The sequence below is a fragment of the Neotamlana sargassicola genome (genome assembly GCF_020523965.1).
In the GTDB taxonomy this organism is placed as follows: Bacteria; Bacteroidota; Bacteroidia; order Flavobacteriales; family Flavobacteriaceae; genus Neotamlana; species Neotamlana sargassicola.
In genome coordinates, this window is sequence record NZ_JAJAPX010000001.1 from 552,775 (window position 1) to 570,005 (window position 17,231).

A 17,231-nucleotide genomic window follows, 5' to 3' on the forward strand; every position below is an offset into this window, starting at 1 on the left:
AATTTTAAAATTTAACTTGAACATTGAAACCAACACTTCTTGTTGATGGTACTCCATTATATTCAATGGCACCACCATTACTTCCGGAACCAAATAAATTAGTTTCAGGATCTATATGAGGAATACTCGTATTAAAAATGGCTAAATTTCTACCTTGAACACCTAGCCTTAAAGAACTAAATGGCAAAGATTTTAGTTGTTTTTTATTAAAAGAATAAGATAAACCTAACTCTCGCCACTTAATATATGTGGCATCAAACGTGTTACTTTCATGAATTCTATTGGCCGAATAACTACTCCAATATTCTTGAACACTGGATATTGGTATTGTGTTTTCAGAATATGTACCATCACCATTATCCATAAAGGCTTCGCTATCAACAAACAGTGTTTCTCTATCTACAGCTGTTTCTGCAGCCAATCCTGAGGTTCTAAGAGATGAAACCGTTTGAGAATAAAGTACTCCGCCCTCTTTCCAATCGAAGGTGGTAGATAAACTCCAACCTTTGTAACTAAATACCGAAGTAAGCCCCATAGTAAAATCTGGAAAAATATTACCTAAACGCTCATTATCTCCTTCATACCTAACTCCACTTTCGTTAACTAATATCATATCTTCAATGGTATTTCCGCTGTCATCTACTGCTCGAGCAAATCTATTTCCATAAATACCAATAGATTCTCCTTCTTCTGCACCAACAACAAGACCATTAAATGCCGAAGCCATTGTGTATTTATCAATACCTTCACCTAACTCATCAATTATGGTTTCATTGGTTGAAAAATTATAATTTAAATTCCACCTAAAACCTTTATACCTAATAATTTTAGCACTAACTTCAAGTTCGAATCCTGTGTTAGAAATTTGCCCTAAATTGGTCATAGAAGTACTATATCCTGTTGAAGAAGGAACCAACAATGCTATAATTTGATCGGTAGTTACGTTTTTATAAAAAGTCGCATCAATATTAAATCGGTTTTTAAAGAAGCCTAATTCAACCCCCAGCTCGTAATTGGCTTGATTTTCTGGTCTTAAATTTACATTAGGTAATGTATTAGGGCCTGAAAATGCTAATTGACCGTCGAAAGGAAAAGTTCCTCCTGTATTAAATTGTCCGAAAAAACTAGATTGAGGAGAATATAAAAAGTCCAATTGATAAGCTCCTGTATCACTCCCTACATTGGCCCAGTTTCCTCTAATTTTTCCATAACTTAAAATATCGCTATCAACATTAAAAGCATCTGTAAAAACAAAACTTAATGCTATAGAAGGATAAAAATAACTATTACCTCCTTGCGGTAATGTTGAAGACCAATCGTTTCTGGCTGTAGCATTTAATGTTAACCATTTTTTGTAAGTAAATGTTAAATCGCCAAACACTCCTAAAATTCGTCGTTTCGAGTAATTTTTCCAAGGTATGTTTGTATCAACATTTCCTGGATCGAATAATTCTGGAATTGTTAGCCCAACGCCTTGATTTCCTATGGAACTAAAAACTCTTTGATTCCATTGCACACCACCCCTTGCTGTAAAGTCAATATCTCCAAAAGTATCATCGTAAGTCGACAAAAGATCTAATGTTAACTCATTTCTGCTAATATGATTTTCTGTATAGTTTCCATCAAGAAGACCAATGGTACCTTTATGTTTGTTAGAAAAATGTGTTGTATTATAAGTATCGTACCCAACTCGCCCTAGTAGAGATAGTTTTTTTAAAGGATTATAATCTAAACTTATATTACCAAAAAACCGTTCTGTACTGCTAGTTCTTTGGTTTTCATGTATTATCCAATAAGGGTTATTCGTTCCATCGCTATCTACGGCCGCTAACTGCTCATCATTACTCTCGGCTTTCCATGGTTTAAATACGTTTACATCTGTAATTCTTGGTAAACGGTTAACAATTCCCATAAGAACATTTGGATCGTTGCCTCCTTGAGCTACAGCTCCCTCAACATCAGAATTAATATAGTTAAGACTGAAATCAGATTTTAAATTATCAAACAATTTTGTACCTGACTTTAAAGCTATATTTAATCGATTTAGTTCCGATCCCGGAATAATTCCCTCTTTAGAAGAATATGAAGTGCTTAACCTGTAATTGCTTGACCCTTTATTTGATAATCCAGAAACAGAAAAATTATTAACTTTTGTAATTCCTAGTGCATAAAAATCTTTTTGCAAGTCTGGGTGAGACTCAAATGTTTGTAAATTACCAGCATAATCGGTATAACTACCTCCTTCTGAAATTAAAGGCCCCCATCCAGGAGAAACATCTTGTAAGTTATCTCCATCAATTTCGCTATAAGCGCCCTGCGTACCAGGACCATAAGTGTTTTGAAAATCTGGCAATCTTAAAGGACTATCGAAACGTATTGTAGAACTATATGTTAATGAGCCTTTTTCTTTTCCTCTTTTTGTAGTTACAATTATAACACCGTTTGATGCTCTTGAACCATAAAGTGCGGCTGCAGATGCGCCTTTTAACACGGTTAACGACTCTATATCATCTGGGTTTATATCTTGTGCTCTGTTTCCATAATCAACTGAACCTGTTGTTCTTGAACTCGTAAAATCATTTGCATCTGAAATAGGAACACCATCTATTACCCATAACGGACTATTTGAACCACTAATTCGGGTAACACCACGAATAGTTATTTTTGAAGAAGCGCCAATACCTCCTCCTTGTCCTGTAATGTTAACTCCGGAAATTTTTCCTTGTAAGGCTTGTACAACATCTGTTTCTGCTGCCACCTCAAAATCTTCCGATTTTACAGTACTTACACCGTATCCTAATGTTCTGTCGGCACGTTCAATACCCATTGCAGTTACAACAACTTCATTTAAAACTTGAGCATCTTCGTATAAACTAACATTTATTATTGAAGATTTTGCCACTTCTACTTCCTCAGTTTTCATACCTAAATATGAAAAGACTAAAACTTGACCTTTACTTGATTTAATAGAGTAATTCCCATCGAAATCTGTTAAAGTCCCTGTATTGGTGCCTTTAACTATAACATTCACCCCAGTAAACGGAATTCCTGAACCATCTATAACTTTTCCAGAAATTGTTATTTCCTGAGAAAACGCACTTTGGATAGCGACAAATTGAATGGTAAGAAATAAAATAAATAACTTGGTAATTTTTGAATTCATACACGATTGGTTTTAACAAATACTTATTGATTTATAAGACGTTAGTATTTAACTATTTTTAACAGTTTCTTATAAAGCAAATAAAAAACGCCCATTTTAGGGCGTTTACAAGGGTTACATTTATACTACACTTAGGTGTAAAACTAAACTTTTAAGTATATAACAAAATTTAGTCTTTATTTTAACAAATCGATATTTTATATATTCAATAAATAAAACACTACTTAGGGAAAATCAATGTTTAATTCTTAAAAAAATACTTTTTTTGTGACAAAAATTATAAATTTTTAAATATTTCTTAACCAAGTATACACGTTTTCATCTTCGGGAATGTTAAGTTTTTTTCTTAATCTATACTTTTTGGTTTGTACTGTTTTGGGCTGAACATTTGTATACAATGCTATATCTTTTGAAGAGAAATTAAGCCAAATCATTGCACACAATATTAATTCTGTATTTACTAATTTAGAGTTGCGCAGTAATAACTTTTCGCAAACTTCTGGGTAAACTTCTTGAAAACGAGTTAAAAAAGCCGGATCGTTATTTTTGGCAAGTTGAACAACATCATTAAAAGCTTCATTTAATTTTTCTTTTAATTTTTCGCTTTCCAAGTGTTTAAGCTCTATTTCTTGTTCTTTTTCAAAAATAATCCGCTGCTTTTTTACCCTAAAGTAATATATAATTGAAATGATAATCACAAAAAATATAATAACCGCTAATATTAATGCTAAGCTTAATTTTTTTTCGCTTGCCTTATAATTAGTTTCTTGTTCTTCTAAAAAGTTATTAATAACCGAATCTACATTTTTTGTATACTTTGCGTTTATACTATCTGTGAATTTGGCATATTTTAATAAATATTCGTGCGCTAACTCTTCATTATGTAATTCTTCGTGAGTTTCGGATAGAAGTTTATACGATAGCTTAATCTCTATATATTTATTCATTTTAGTATAGATAGCTAAAGCCTTTTCATAAAAATAAATAGCTTTTGAATACGCACCAGTAGCCTTATAAAAATTAGCCTCTGCCTGAAGAATTATTGATTTTTGATACTCTGTTACCGCCTTCTTATTCTCATAAAACAAGGCTTTACTTCTGTTTAAATAAATTTTAGCCGAGTCGATATTTAAATTTTGTTTTAAATAGTAATTTGCAACAACAGCATTCTTAAAAGAAGTACTATCTAACCTAATAGCTTTATGTAAATAAACCAAAGAAGAGTCTAACCGATATGGTGTGTTTAAAAATACATCTGCTTTATTTACATACAGCATAGACAGCAATTTTTTTCTATCTAAATTTTGAGTTTTTACTATTTCTACACCGCGATTATAGTACTCTAAAGATTTGTTATTTATTTTAAGAGCAGCGAAATTTCTGCCGTAAATAGCAAGAATTCGCACTTTTAACCTAAAATCGTTTATTTTATTTTTATCAAAAGAGTTCTCAGCCAATTCTAAATACCTCAAACTTTCGAGGTGTTCGCCGAAAATACAAAGTATATTAGCTATTTGAGCATATCCGCTAATAACAATTTTATGATTATTTTCTTTTCTAGCATCCTCAACTATTTCTATATTTAAAAGCAAGGCCTGTTCAAAAAGACCTTCCTTTATTAAAGAAGCTACTTTCTCCTCTTTTAAAACATAATTATTTAATTCTACATTATGCTGAGCACTAACAAAAAACAATGAAAAGTAAAAAAATGTTAGAAAGGTACATCTCATAATTTCTTTTAAGAAAAATTTGGCCTGCTAAAAAAATATTAATCCCCACTACCCAACAGCTCAATCCATTGTGGTGCATACCCAATATTTCGCACGCCATTGGAATGCCCTCTTTTACCTTCAGGAACAGGTAAATCGAACGCATATATATGATCTTTTGGAATATTTAAAGCCTCATAAGTTTCGTGAATAGTTTTTGCCTTTGGCTCTGTAGCATGATAAGTACCATACCATAAATGCGACGGTGTTACGCTTTCGTAAAAATACCAATCGGCAATTTTATTTTTTGCCGAATAATCCCAACCTCCAGAAAAATCTATTACCCTAGCTACCTTTTTTGTTTTTGCAATAAAAGCAGCCATACCACCTCCTTGCGACTGACCAGAAACCGCTATTTCGCTCCATTTTGGTTTACCATCTTCTAAGTAAGCACTCCAATTTGTATTTTTATCATTTTTCGCTAGATAAATAAGTAGCTTAGTAAATCGGTTTTCAATAGCATCGTAAGATGCATCACCTATAAAATCGAATTTATTTGTGCCATAAATTCTTCTTGTTCTAAATTCCTCGGTACATTTCCTGTTTTTTGCTAAATTTTCACCTTTACAAATTTGAGCAACTGCGGGCCTATTGATATAAGATAAATTAATAACATGATACCCTTGCTGTACAGCAACCGCAAATAATTGCTTAGGTCCCTTTGTGGCAATTCCGCCTGTACCTGGCAAAAACAATAATAATTTTCCTTGCTTTTGTTTTTGATTATACATTATTAAATGCGGCGTATTAGAATTTGCAATTCTAGCATCGGTTTTTGATGGTTCTACATTTAAAATTGTATAACTTTCGTCAAGAGATTGTGCATAAAACAGGCTTGAATTAAATAACACACAGAGAGTAATAAGGAATCGGTTTAGCATAAAAAAGTTTTAAGAAATCATGAATATATTATATATAAGTAAATTACTCTTAATTTATAGACAACTAAAACTATATAAAAACAAAAAAGGACCTCAAGTTGAGATCCTTTTTTTCACCAATAAAATTAACTTTAATAAAAAAAGTTAACCACCAAAACTTTTAACTGCTTAGTTTAAAAACTTAGGCTTAATAACTAACATAGCCCAAGCCCAGTTTTGAGTGCTAAAACACGCATCTTCTGTAATACCTTTTAAATCGTACATACCGTCTGCGCCAAACATGTGTGAATAACCTGTAACTAAAGCATAACCTTTAAACGCCTTTTTAAATACAACATCTAATTCTGTACCTAATGCCTTCATTTAAATCATTTGTAATAAATAAGGCAGAATCAAAAATCACGTATGTATGCACTTAATGACGAATTGACAACTTTTTATACTTTTAACAACCTGCGAGAAAACATGTTTTTTTTATAAAATTATTGCAAATCAACATTTTAAAAATTAAAATACACCAAAACAAACCCCCATACATATACGTAAAATCATGAAACAACTGTTCTTATTTTCAAGAATGAAATTTGTATGAAATAGATAAATTTTAAATATTATTTTTTATTCAACCATTCTTCTTGAGAAAGTGCGGTGTATTTTTTATCCATTCCGTAAGGATCTTTACCTCCTTTTAAATAGTTGCTAATCAATTTTAAGGAAAATGTATCCTTCATTTGTGTTGGTACTTCGTATCTATGATTTCCATGAAAATCATGACATTGGATACATGTTTCCCATTTTTCTTGAGCAATTAAATCTTTATGAGATATATCCAATGGATCGCTTTCAACAGACAAATCTTGATGACAATTCATGCAATAATCAATTTTACCTAAAGTAACACGCTCCCCATGATGCTCGGAATGACACGTTACACAAGTGGTTGCATCAATATTTTTAATAGCATCACTAAATCGTGGCTCTGAAAATCGATAAATTGGATGTCTGTCGTTTGGCCTATCATGACATTCTAAACAATTATTCGCAGTTACATCCTGTGTTCCAAAATCTACACCTTCTTCTCTAAAACCAAAAGCATGAGATGTATTTGACTGTACTTGCTGAATTAAATTACCTTTAGCATCTGCATGACAAGCAAAACACGAAAGCTCTTCATGTCCTGTATTCATCGGACCAACAGAAACATACTCCTCATTAGATTCCAAGGAAAGCAAAACGAATACTAAAGCCCCAACAACTAAACCTATTATCCCACCTATAACTTGCCTTGTTCTTAATGGACTTATACTAAACATGAACTATATTTTTTTAAAATTCTATAACAACTTTTTCACTTACCGGATACGATACACAGGTTAAAATATTTCCTGCTGAAACCTCTTCGTGAGGCATTATATGACCATCAATCATTTTTACCTCACCCTCAAGACATTTTGCCTTACAAGAAGAACACATACCCGACCTACATGAATAAGGTATTACCACATTATCAGACAATGCCTGCTGAAGTATTGATTTATCGCCTCTTACCGACAAATTATATTCTTCCCCTTTTAGTTTTAAAATTACTTCGCTGAGTAAATTTTTTCCAGTTAATTTAACTTTTGGAGCTTTAAATACCTCAAGTTTAATCTGCTCTCGAGTAATTCCATTTTCTTTCAAAATTTCTTTTACCTTTTCCATGTAACCATTTGGACCACAAATCATGTATTCATAATTACCAAAATCCAAACTATATTTAGCAAAAACCTGATTTACGAGCCCATTGGTAATTTGCCCTTTATGGTACCCTTCACCACAAGCATCGCAATTAGAAATAACATGCTCCGCATTAAATCTATCTTTATAATTAGCTTTTACTTGTTTAATTTCCTCATGAAAAATAATAGATTCTAAATTTCGATTTGCATAAATTAAAAGCACGCTAGAATCGTTCTCCTCGGTTAAAACAGATTTTATTATTGAAAACATAGGGGTTATGCCACTACCTCCAGCAAATAACACATACTGTTTTTTATTACTTTTTTCTGGAGATACACAAAAACTTCCTGCGGGATTATCTACATTTAATTTATCACCAACCTTTAAATTATCGTGAACATAATTTGAAACTAAGCCTCCTTCAACACGTTTTATAGTAATTTTTAAATCCTTATCGGTATAAGGGTTACTACAAAACGAGTAAGCTCGTTTATGCACTTGCCCGCTTACTGGCACATGAATGGTTAGAAATTGTCCAGGTTTATAGCTTAATTTTTTAAAAAAATTTCCGTTTTTAAAAGCCACTGTTAAAGCATCAGGCGTTTCTTTTATAAGTTCTTTTACTACTAATTTCATTTGATAGCTTATTTATAATAAAACACCATTGTAACATGAAACACCATGAGTATGGTTATTATTAAAGAAAGTGCAACATGCGCAATCATCCAGCCTTTAAAATAAATTTCTCCGCTTTTTTTAATTACATCTAAATTAAAATACCCCAATACGGTATTAGCAAGAAAAAAATATGACAACAAAAGCAAATACCCATAGCCTAATCTTATGCTGTGGGTATAAAACAACAACGGACTAATTGCACCAAGCCACTTATGAATTTCTTGCATATTAACTGCAAACTTCTTTAAACTTTTCACCGTCCTAACCAACGACAACAACCATTGAAACAACACAAAAATAGCAAGAAGTAAACCCGTCCATCTTTTGTACATTTCTTGTTGCTGCAATTGAAACAACCATTCCCAATTGAGTTTAAAAAGAAACTGAACAACAAAAGCTAAGAAAAAAATAATACCTAAAATGCTTGTTTTACTTAATGCCATAAAAACAGATTGAAAAAATGAATTATTCCCGACGTGAACCGAATACTTAACTAAATTATTTTTTGTTTAGTGAAACTAAGTGTTTCATAGTCTCGTAAGACGATAATTTTTTCACACTATCTAAAAACACTTCTGCAGTTGGCAAATATTTTCCATCTTGAGGCCACTTATTACCAATTTCAGGCTTCTCACTTTCTTTAAAATGCTCAATTTCATCTAAGTATTCCATATAGATATCAACCGTACCTTTTGCATAAGAGTTTAAGACAGCGATAGTTTCTTTATATGTAAGCGAATCTTTAGGGTATTGCCAAGTGGTTGCTCCCATAACATCTCCTAGTTTCCAATCGGACTTTGTTGTTTGTGGATGATCGTTATGACATGAAACACAAGCTCCGGCACTAGCCAAATCTGCAAACATAGCTGTGTGCAACTGTTGGGAATCGTCATAAAAAAACTGCGGCTCTTGGTTTTGTTTAATTTCTTCAAATAATTCCGCTTGCTTACCTTCAAATTTATTAGCTGCGTTAACAGGGTGATCTGACCCTAAGTACAAGCCTAAAGGCACAGGACCGCGTTTAATACTTGTAGCTACACCACGCAAAAACAATGCTGGCAATGGCCCCGCTTCTACTTTGTCTTTTCGCCAATCTTCATCAAATTTCATACCTTGTAATTTACCTTTACCAACAATAGCTTTAGTATATAGTGTGCGGGTTACATCATTCTCTTTTGCCACCATTTCTAGAACTTCTTCAACAGAAAAAACATTTTCTTCACCTTGTAATTCTGCTTTTTCTTCAGGAACACCACCGCATGACACAATTATAAATGAAGCCAATAATGGATATATAAATTTTAGTTTATAAAAAGTTTTCATTGTATTAATTTTTAGTTTATTGTATGCTTTTTAATAAGATGCTTTAATCATAACATCTGCCATAGTACCATAAACAGTTGCCCAAGCTTCTTTCACTTCCGATGTAAAATCATCCCCAAGTCCAACCTCTAATGTTCCCAGTAATGCTGCCCCAACAGTATCATAATGACTTTGCTCTACGTTATAATCAACATGACGTTTACCCAAATCTTGTAGCACAGGAATTAACGCATCTAGATTACTTAACCCAGCAACGGCAGCACCTAACATGGTCATTAATTTATTTCCTTGCTGCTTCATAGCTTCACTGCTATTAGGAAATAACGGTTTTAACTTTGGGTCTAATTCAAAAAGTTTAGTATAAAAAATGTCAGCCGCTGTAGCTGCTATAGGTTTTACTTTCTCGAACGAGGTTTGCACAAGTGCTACTGTTTTTTGCTCCATAATATTTTTAAGTTAGTTAACAATACATAAATTGATTAAGCATAAATACGTATTTATACTTAACAAATTTAAAATGACTATTTAAAACTAAGTATGAGAAATTACATGCTATTCACTTTTTTTTAAACAAGTAAAAAGCTGTAAAAAAACAGATTATAAGATGTCAAAATATTAATCAAAAAACTGTTAAAACAAAAAAAGCCGCACAAGAAAGTACAGCTTTAATTATAGTTGTTGGCAAAAGTGAGTTAACTATCTAAATAAAAATTATGTTCACTAATTTCATTTTTTAATCCTTGAATATCGTTGATTGCTATTTTTTTTCCACTTGCTGAAATTAACTTTTCTGTTTTTAAAGCAGAAAACACACGAATAACCTGCTCCTCTGTTGTTCCAGCATGATCTGCATATTCTTTTCGACTTAAAACAACATCTAAATAACCTTTATTTACGCCGAATTTTCTATGAATATACAACAAAGTATCTATTACTCGTTCTCTAACCGTCATTTGAGAAATAGACTTAACTTTAGATTCACTTCTATTTAATTCATCTGCATAAAACATCATAAAATCGTAAGCTAACTTCGCATTAGACAATAAAGCTTCTTGTAAAACCGATTTTGAAAAATAACACAAAACAGTATTTTCAATTGCTATGGCACCAATAGAATAGTATTCCTCTGTACCAAACCCTCTATGACCAATAATTTCACCTTCTTTTGCAAAACGCACTATTTGCTCTTTTCCATTAATACCGGTTCGAAAAACCTTTACTTTTCCTTTTAAAACAAAAAACAACCCGTTAACAGGAGCGCCTTCTATAATAAATTGCTGGCCTTTTTTACAGCGTATACTTCTTTTTAACAAAGCATCAGAACCTGCTGTTAAAAGCAAATTTTTTTTTATTAAACAATTGTAATTCTCACACACTTCACAGCCCACATCAAAAGCTGCTCTTTTTTTAATAACTGAAGAAGTGGTAGGCATCACAAGTTTAACTAAAAATTATAAATAACTATTTTTCAATATCAAATATAAGTAATTATACTTAGTTTTTTGTGTTTATACTTATTTTTACAAAATACGCAAATAGAAAGAGTCTTATTTATGAAATTCAAAATTAACACCCATATTAAAAGGCTTTTTACTAAAAAAAGCACACAAAACAACCTCTACTTCAAAAAAGCGTTATATTTACAAAAACACAACGAAAAAAAATGATATCTATTACTGATGCTATTTCAAAAATAAAATTAAGTATTACACCCAGCTTTAAAACAACAATAAAACCTATTGAAAAAGCAAATGGTTATATTCTAGCAAACAACTTAATTTCCCCTATTAACATGCCACCATTTAGGCAATCTGCCATGGATGGTTATGCCTTAAACCTACACGATAGCTTAACTTATAATTTAATTGATGAAGTTAAAGCCGGAGACCAACACCAACCGATTTTAAAACCAGGTGAAGCCGTTAGAATTTTTACTGGTGCGGCTGTTCCAGACACAGCAAACGCCATAATGATGCAAGAGAAAATTGTAGTAAAGGGCAAACAAATTAAAATTGACCATCAAATTAATGAACAACTCAATATACGCCCTTTAGGCGAGCAGGTAAAAAAAGGGGACATTGCTTTAAAAAAAGGAATCAAATTAAACCCAGCTGCCATTGGTTATTTAACGTCTCTAGGAATCACCGAAGTTTCAGTAATTAAAAAACCAGACATTGCTATTATTACAACTGGTAACGAACTTATTGAACCCGGAACGCCACTAAAACACGGACAAATTTACGAGAGCAACTCTAAAATGCTTCAAACCGCTTTATATGGTTTAAAATTTTACAACGTTACACTTCATAAAGTTAAAGACAATTACGAAAAAACATTACAACTCTTAAATTCAGCAATTAAAACAAACGACTTGGTAATAATTACCGGCGGCATCTCTGTTGGCGATTACGATTTTGTTGGTAAAGCTTTAAATGAATTAAATGTAAAAGAGCATTTTTATAAAGTAAAACAAAAACCAGGGAAACCTTTATTCTTCGGAAAAAAAGATAACACCTCTATTTTTGCATTACCCGGAAATCCGGCAGCCGCATTAAGCTGTTTTTATGTGTACGTTTATATCGCATTACAAAAAATGATGAACAGAAGCGAAATAGAATTACCAAGAAAACAAGCAATATCAAACTGTAACTTCACAAAAAAAGGTGATCGTCCGCAATTTTTAAAAGCGATATATTCTGAAGGAAAAGTAGAAATTCTTGAAGGTCAAAACTCATCAATGCTTCAAACTTTTGCCTTAGCAAATGCTTTAGTTTTTATTCCAGAAAATATTTCTGAAATAAAAATAAACGACACCGTAGAAACCATTTTACTCCCTGTTTAAACCTTAATAACATGAGCTATAAAATTAAAAGTAGAATATGGATTGAAGCAGACAACAACGTGCTGCTTGGTCAAGGTCGTGTACAATTATTAAAAGCTATAGCCCAAACAGGGTCACTTTCGAAAGCTGCTAAATCGTTAAACATTTCATATAAAAAGGCATGGACGCTTTTAGATTCTGTAAACAAATCAGCCAAAAAACCTGTGACCATAAATAGCACTGGCGGCAAAGGTGGCGGTGGTGCCGAATTAACAGATTACGGCAAATCTTTAATTACTGCTTTTGATGAGATAAACCAAAATTGCTGGGATTTTTTGGATAAGCAAATACAAAAAATAGATAGTTTATAAAATGCTTCAAACCGAAAACATATATATTTTCCTTACAATACTACCAATTGTATCATTTCTATACGCAAGTGTAGGACATGGTGGAGCAAGTGGCTATCTAGCATTAATGGCCTTATTTTCTTTTGCTCCAGAAACTATGAAACCCACCGCTTTACTTCTTAATTTATTTGTGGCCGGCATATCGTTTTACTATTATTTTAAAGCAGGACATTTTAATAAAAAGCTGTTTTTAGCATTCGCCATTACCTCCATTCCTTGTGCATTTTTAGGCGGAACCATTGAAGTTGACGCTTCTATATACAAGAAAATATTAGCCATACTACTCGTATTCGCCATCTTAAAAATGCTTAATGTTTTTGGCAATAAAAAAGAAAATATAAAACCGTTAAAACTATGGCAAGGACTTATTTTTGGTGGCATAATCGGTTTTTTTTCAGGTTTAATAGGTATTGGAGGCGGCATAATATTAACCCCAGTAATTTTACTGTTACATTGGGGTAAAATGAAGGAAGCCGCAGCAGTTTCAGCACTATTTATTTGGGTAAATTCTGCATCTGGATTAATTGGGCAAATTAGTAGCGGTGTTACCATTAAATCCGAATCATTTATACTAGTTATTATTGCGTTAATTGGCGGAACTTTAGGAGGCTATTTTGGCAGCAAAAAACTAAACAACAAAAGGTTACGCCATATTTTAGCTTTTGTACTAATAATTGCCTGTTTTAAATTGATTTTAACTTAAAATGATTAACAAAAACCACATAACAGGCATTGTTTTAGCCGGCGGAAAAAGCTCTAGAATGGGAACCGATAAAGGGTTTTTAAAACTGAATAACAAATATTTTGTTTCCCACAGTATCGACGCATTAAAACCATTAGTTTCTGAAACTCTTATTGTTTCAGACAACAAAGACTACGATGTTTTTAAATGCCAAAGAGTTGAAGATACCATTAAAAACTCTGGTCCGGTAGCAGGAATTTATTCAGGCTTAGCCGCATCAAAAACCAAGTGGAACTTAATTTTAAGCTGCGATATTCCATTAATTAAAACCGAAATATTACAAAAACTATTAAATGAAATACCTAACGATTTTGATGCTGTTTTAACCAAAAGCAACAACAGACTTATGCCACTAATTGGGTTGTACAAAAAATCGTGTCGTAACACTTTTAAAAACGCATTACAAAACAATGAAAAACGATTGCAAATGGTTTTAAAATCGCTTAAAACAAAACAAATAGTTTTAAAAAACAACGAACAACAAACCACAACCAACATAAATACACCTAACGAATTTAACGCTATAAAAAATGCAAATAACTATTAAATATTTCGGGCAAATAGTGGAAGTTACCCATAAAACCGAAGAAACTCTTGAGGTTTCAGGCAATCAAATTGCCGATGTATTAAATACACTTCAAGCAAAATATATTAAACTAAAAGATTTAGGCTTTCAAATTGCTCAAAATCAAGAATTAGTTTCGTTAAACACTAAAATATCTGGAGCCGAAATCGCACTATTACCTCCTTTTGCAGGCGGATAAATAATTTATTTTTTTCGCTTTCGCGGAAGAATAGCCAAACTCAAAAAAAACATATGAAAAATAAAACCATAAAAAACGTATTTAAAGAAGGCCCTATTTCATCAGAATTTATAGGAAATAGCATTTACAAGCACCAAAGTAAAACTAGCATTGGCGCACATAATATTTTTCTTGGTCAAGTGCGTGCCGATAAAGTTGACGACAAAACAGTTTCAGCCATAGAATACACAGCTTACCAAGACATGGCAAACCAAAAATTTCATGATATCCGTGAAGCCACTTTTAATAAATTTGAACTCACTTGCATGCATATTTACCACAGTTTAGGGACAGTAAAAGCTGGAGAAATTTGCCTATTTGTTTTTGTTTCTGCACCACACCGTAAAGTAGTTTTTGAAGCTTTAGAATATGTTGTGGAAGAAATAAAAGCACATGTTCCCGTTTTTGGCAAAGAAATTTTCGAAGACCAATCGCATCAATGGAAAGTTAATAATTGATTATTGACTAATAATTATTGATTATTATGAAAGAAGTCCTAAAAAAACGTACAAAAATTTTTGCTCATAATTGCATTAAATTGACTGAGTATTTACCTAAAACATATTTAGCAAATCACATAAAAGGACAGTTAATTAGATGCTCAACATCGGTTGCTGCTAATTATAGAGCAACCTGTATTGCGCAATCAAAAGCTAGTTTTATTGCTAAAATAAGCATAGTAATAGAAGAGGTTGATGAATCAAATTTTTGGTTAGAATTTACACGCGACGAACAATTAAAATTTCAGAAAATAAAATCAACTATTTATTGAAAGAATCTAGCGAATTGACCTCTATTTTCATTGCTTCAAGAAAAACAGCAAGCAAAAAATAATCAATAAAAATTATACAATACAAAATAATAAAATGGTAGACATCACTCATAAAAACACAACACTTAGAACAGCCATAGCCCAAGCAACCGTTAAGGTTAGTAAACCAGAAACTATAGAGGCTATAAAAAACAACACCGTGCCAAAAGGCCATGTATTTGCCATGAGTAAAGCTGCGGGACTTTTAGGTGTAAAACGCACACCCGATATTTTACCCGATTGCCACCCATTACCTATTGAGTTCACCGGTGTTGAATATGAAATTGACGGATTAGATATTCATGTTATTTTCACGGTAAAAACCATTTATAAAACTGGTGTTGAAGTTGAGGCTATGCACGGCGCCAGCGTTGTAGCATTAAACATGTACGATATGCTAAAACCAATTGATAAAGGCATAGAAATTCATGCTATCAAACTCCTAAAGAAAAAAGGAGGAAAATCTGATTTTAAAAACAAATTCAGGAAAGATTTAACCGCAGCCGTTGTAGTTTGTAGCGACAGTATATCGGCAGGACATAAAGAAGATAAAGCAGGAAAAGCCATTATTGAAAAGCTAAAAACTTGCGAAGTTACTGTTTCAGAATACGTAATTATTCCTGATGAGCTTGAAAGCATTCAAAATAAAGTAAAAAGCTATGAAAATATGGGGATTGACATGGTGATTTACACTGGTGGCACAGGTCTTTCAGGAAGAGACGTAACACCAGAAGCACTAATACCTATTTTAGATAGACGAATTCCAGGAATAGAAGAAGCCATTAGAAATTACGGCCAGCAACGTATGCCATACGCCATGTTATCGAGAAGCGTTGCTGGAACTATTGGAAGCACCTTGGTTATAGCGCTTCCAGGATCAACCAATGGTGCAAAAGAATCTATGGACGCTATTTTCCCATCGGTGCAGCATGTATTTGGAGTTTTAAGAGGTGCCCGACATGATTAAAATGTTTAGTCGTGCAAATGTTTAATAGATTAAGCGTTTCAAGAATTAAATAATTCAAGATTAAACAACTCAACAATTAAAGAAATGAGCGAAAGTAAAAACATACTAACAGATAAATTTAATAGGCAACACAGCTACTTACGCATTTCGCTTACCGAAAGGTGCAATTTACGCTGCACATATTGCATGCCCGAAGCTGGCGTACCTTTATCGCCTAAAAGTCATTTAATGACCTACGAAGAAGTGTACACCATCGCAAAAACCTTTGTAGATCATGGTGTAACCAAAATTAGATTAACCGGTGGCGAACCTCTAGTGCGTAAAGATTTTAGCACCATTTTAGAAAAACTAGCGTCGCTTTCTGTGGAATTATCCATCACCTCAAACGCAGTAATTATAGATCGTTTTATTGATGATTTAAAAAAATATGGTGTAAAAAACATAAATGTAAGCCTAGATTCTTTGAACAAGGAAAAATTTACACATATAACGCGCCGCAATAATTTCGATAAAGTTTATAACAACATTTTAAAACTTATAAATGAAGACTTTAATGTTAAACTTAATGCGGTTTTAATGAAAGACTTTAATGAAGATGAAATAGTAGAATTTATAAAATTTACTAAAAACCTGCCTATTTCTGTTCGATTTATTGAGTTTATGCCTTTTGATGGTAATAAATGGGATAAAAGTAAAATGATATCTTATGCTGAAGTTATGCAATATGCCGAAGAAGCATTTAACAAAAATGATATTTTAAGATTACAAGATGCCCCGAACGACACCTCTAAAAACTATAAAATTAAAGGCTATAAAGGAAGTTTCGCCATTATAAGTTCTGTTACCAATCCGTTTTGCGATTCATGTAACCGACTTAGATTAACTGCAAATGGCCAGTTAAAAAATTGTTTATTTTCTGCTGAAGAATCTGACTTGTTAACAACACTTCGCCAAGGAAAATCTATAGAACCTGTTATTAAAAAAGCCATAGAAGCCAAGTTTAAAATACGTGGTGGGATGGACACTTTACAAAAACTAGAAAAACCTCAGCTTCACTCCAAAAATAGAAGCATGATAACCATAGGAGGATAGCAAATGCCGGTTTAAGTAATATTTTAAACAATTAAAATTGAGAATGCCTCTC

The 17,231-nt window shown here is 32.5% G+C and carries 19 protein-coding genes; 9 read left to right on the plus strand and 10 right to left on the minus strand.

The window, feature by feature from the left end:
- Positions 1-4: 4 nt before the first annotated feature.
- From LG651_RS02360 to LG651_RS02405, 10 genes are all read right to left on the minus strand, one after another.
- Positions 5-3,163 (minus strand): SusC/RagA family TonB-linked outer membrane protein, encoded by a 3,159-nt coding sequence (locus LG651_RS02360; RefSeq protein WP_226694551.1) that lies wholly within the window; start codon positions 3,161-3,163, stop codon positions 5-7.
- A 287-nt stretch (positions 3,164-3,450) separates the two neighbouring features.
- Positions 3,451-4,893 carry a helix-turn-helix transcriptional regulator gene (locus LG651_RS02365; protein ID WP_226694552.1) on the minus strand — a complete coding sequence of 481 codons (1,443 nt, stop codon included), beginning with the start codon at positions 4,891-4,893 and terminating at the stop codon, positions 3,451-3,453.
- 38 nt (positions 4,894-4,931) lie between these two features.
- Positions 4,932-5,813 carry a BPSS1187 family protein gene (locus LG651_RS02370; RefSeq protein WP_226694553.1) on the minus strand — a complete coding sequence of 294 codons (882 nt, stop codon included), beginning with the start codon at positions 5,811-5,813 and terminating at the stop codon, positions 4,932-4,934.
- A 168-nt stretch (positions 5,814-5,981) separates the two neighbouring features.
- Positions 5,982-6,176 carry a hypothetical protein gene (locus LG651_RS02375; protein WP_226694554.1) on the minus strand — a complete coding sequence of 65 codons (195 nt, stop codon included), beginning with the start codon at positions 6,174-6,176 and terminating at the stop codon, positions 5,982-5,984.
- 248 nt (positions 6,177-6,424) lie between these two features.
- Complete coding sequence (locus tag LG651_RS02380) at positions 6,425-7,126, minus strand: cytochrome c3 family protein (protein ID WP_226694555.1); 702 nt, start codon at positions 7,124-7,126, stop codon at positions 6,425-6,427.
- Between the two features lie 13 nt (positions 7,127-7,139).
- Complete coding sequence (locus LG651_RS02385) at positions 7,140-8,168, minus strand: ferredoxin--NADP reductase (RefSeq protein WP_226694556.1); 1,029 nt, start codon at positions 8,166-8,168, stop codon at positions 7,140-7,142.
- Between the two features lie 8 nt (positions 8,169-8,176).
- Positions 8,177-8,653 (minus strand): hypothetical protein, encoded by a 477-nt coding sequence (locus LG651_RS02390; RefSeq protein WP_226694557.1) that lies wholly within the window; start codon positions 8,651-8,653, stop codon positions 8,177-8,179.
- Between the two features lie 55 nt (positions 8,654-8,708).
- The gene (locus tag LG651_RS02395; protein ID WP_226694558.1) at positions 8,709-9,533 is read right to left on the minus strand and encodes a c-type heme family protein; all 825 of its coding nucleotides are present in this window, start codon (positions 9,531-9,533) and stop codon (positions 8,709-8,711) included.
- Between the two features lie 30 nt (positions 9,534-9,563).
- The gene (locus tag LG651_RS02400) at positions 9,564-9,977 is read right to left on the minus strand and encodes a globin family protein (protein WP_226694559.1); all 414 of its coding nucleotides are present in this window, start codon (positions 9,975-9,977) and stop codon (positions 9,564-9,566) included.
- Positions 9,978-10,225: 248 nt separating this feature from the next.
- A complete protein-coding gene (locus LG651_RS02405) occupies positions 10,226-10,966 on the minus strand; it encodes a Crp/Fnr family transcriptional regulator (protein WP_226695002.1) in 741 nt (246 codons plus the stop codon).
- Positions 10,967-11,196: 230 nt separating this feature from the next.
- Between LG651_RS02405 and LG651_RS02410 the strand changes: the two genes are divergently transcribed.
- The 9 genes from LG651_RS02410 to moaA all read left to right on the plus strand — a co-directional run bounded on the left by LG651_RS02410 (position 11,197) and on the right by moaA (position 17,179).
- On the plus strand, positions 11,197-12,375 hold the full coding sequence (locus LG651_RS02410) for a molybdopterin molybdotransferase MoeA (protein WP_226694560.1): 1,179 nt from the start codon (positions 11,197-11,199) through the stop codon (positions 12,373-12,375).
- 11 nt (positions 12,376-12,386) lie between these two features.
- Positions 12,387-12,725 (plus strand): winged helix-turn-helix domain-containing protein, encoded by a 339-nt coding sequence (locus LG651_RS02415; RefSeq protein ID WP_226694561.1) that lies wholly within the window; start codon positions 12,387-12,389, stop codon positions 12,723-12,725.
- Position 12,726: 1 nt separating this feature from the next.
- Entirely contained in the window at positions 12,727-13,467 is a 741-nt protein-coding gene (locus LG651_RS02420) for a sulfite exporter TauE/SafE family protein (protein WP_226694562.1), read from the plus strand.
- A gap of 1 nt (position 13,468) precedes the next feature.
- Positions 13,469-14,053 carry a molybdenum cofactor guanylyltransferase gene (mobA, locus tag LG651_RS02425; RefSeq protein WP_226694563.1) on the plus strand — a complete coding sequence of 195 codons (585 nt, stop codon included), beginning with the start codon at positions 13,469-13,471 and terminating at the stop codon, positions 14,051-14,053.
- Positions 14,037-14,270 (plus strand): MoaD/ThiS family protein, encoded by a 234-nt coding sequence (locus LG651_RS02430; protein WP_226694564.1) that lies wholly within the window; start codon positions 14,037-14,039, stop codon positions 14,268-14,270. Before mobA ends, LG651_RS02430 begins: the two co-directional genes overlap by 17 nt.
- Positions 14,271-14,323: 53 nt before the next feature.
- Entirely contained in the window at positions 14,324-14,767 is a 444-nt protein-coding gene (locus LG651_RS02435; protein ID WP_226694565.1) for a molybdenum cofactor biosynthesis protein MoaE, read from the plus strand.
- 26 nt (positions 14,768-14,793) lie between these two features.
- On the plus strand, positions 14,794-15,081 hold the full coding sequence (locus LG651_RS02440) for a four helix bundle protein (RefSeq protein WP_226694566.1): 288 nt from the start codon (positions 14,794-14,796) through the stop codon (positions 15,079-15,081).
- Between the two features lie 94 nt (positions 15,082-15,175).
- Positions 15,176-16,087, plus strand: a complete 912-nt coding sequence (moaCB, locus tag LG651_RS02445) for a bifunctional molybdenum cofactor biosynthesis protein MoaC/MoaB (RefSeq protein ID WP_226694567.1) — start codon at positions 15,176-15,178, stop codon at positions 16,085-16,087.
- A gap of 84 nt (positions 16,088-16,171) precedes the next feature.
- On the plus strand, positions 16,172-17,179 hold the full coding sequence (moaA, locus tag LG651_RS02450) for a GTP 3',8-cyclase MoaA (protein WP_226694568.1): 1,008 nt from the start codon (positions 16,172-16,174) through the stop codon (positions 17,177-17,179).
- The last annotated feature ends 52 nt before the right edge of the window (positions 17,180-17,231 follow it).

Coding starts and splice junctions, on each gene's coding strand:
- LG651_RS02365 (WP_226694552.1), bottom strand. CDS start 4,893: ATGAGATGTACCTTTCTAACATTTTTTTACTTTTCATTGTTTTTTGTT.
- moaA (WP_226694568.1), top strand. CDS start 16,172: ATGAGCGAAAGTAAAAACATACTAACAGATAAATTTAATAGGCAACAC.
- LG651_RS02390 (WP_226694557.1), bottom strand. CDS start 8,653: ATGGCATTAAGTAAAACAAGCATTTTAGGTATTATTTTTTTCTTAGCT.
- LG651_RS02360 (WP_226694551.1), bottom strand. CDS start 3,163: ATGAATTCAAAAATTACCAAGTTATTTATTTTATTTCTTACCATTCAA.
- moaCB (WP_226694567.1), top strand. CDS start 15,176: ATGGTAGACATCACTCATAAAAACACAACACTTAGAACAGCCATAGCC.
- LG651_RS02395 (WP_226694558.1), bottom strand. CDS start 9,533: ATGAAAACTTTTTATAAACTAAAATTTATATATCCATTATTGGCTTCA.
- LG651_RS02420 (WP_226694562.1), top strand. CDS start 12,727: ATGCTTCAAACCGAAAACATATATATTTTCCTTACAATACTACCAATT.
- LG651_RS02385 (WP_226694556.1), bottom strand. CDS start 8,168: ATGAAATTAGTAGTAAAAGAACTTATAAAAGAAACGCCTGATGCTTTA.
- LG651_RS02415 (WP_226694561.1), top strand. CDS start 12,387: ATGAGCTATAAAATTAAAAGTAGAATATGGATTGAAGCAGACAACAAC.
- LG651_RS02440 (WP_226694566.1), top strand. CDS start 14,794: ATGAAAGAAGTCCTAAAAAAACGTACAAAAATTTTTGCTCATAATTGC.
- LG651_RS02435 (WP_226694565.1), top strand. CDS start 14,324: ATGAAAAATAAAACCATAAAAAACGTATTTAAAGAAGGCCCTATTTCA.
- LG651_RS02430 (WP_226694564.1), top strand. CDS start 14,037: ATGCAAATAACTATTAAATATTTCGGGCAAATAGTGGAAGTTACCCAT.
- mobA (WP_226694563.1), top strand. CDS start 13,469: ATGATTAACAAAAACCACATAACAGGCATTGTTTTAGCCGGCGGAAAA.
- LG651_RS02375 (WP_226694554.1), bottom strand. CDS start 6,176: ATGAAGGCATTAGGTACAGAATTAGATGTTGTATTTAAAAAGGCGTTT.
- LG651_RS02405 (WP_226695002.1), bottom strand. CDS start 10,966: ATGCCTACCACTTCTTCAGTTATTAAAAAAAGAGCAGCTTTTGATGTG.
- LG651_RS02370 (WP_226694553.1), bottom strand. CDS start 5,813: ATGCTAAACCGATTCCTTATTACTCTCTGTGTGTTATTTAATTCAAGC.
- LG651_RS02380 (WP_226694555.1), bottom strand. CDS start 7,126: ATGTTTAGTATAAGTCCATTAAGAACAAGGCAAGTTATAGGTGGGATA.
- LG651_RS02410 (WP_226694560.1), top strand. CDS start 11,197: ATGATATCTATTACTGATGCTATTTCAAAAATAAAATTAAGTATTACA.
- LG651_RS02400 (WP_226694559.1), bottom strand. CDS start 9,977: ATGGAGCAAAAAACAGTAGCACTTGTGCAAACCTCGTTCGAGAAAGTA.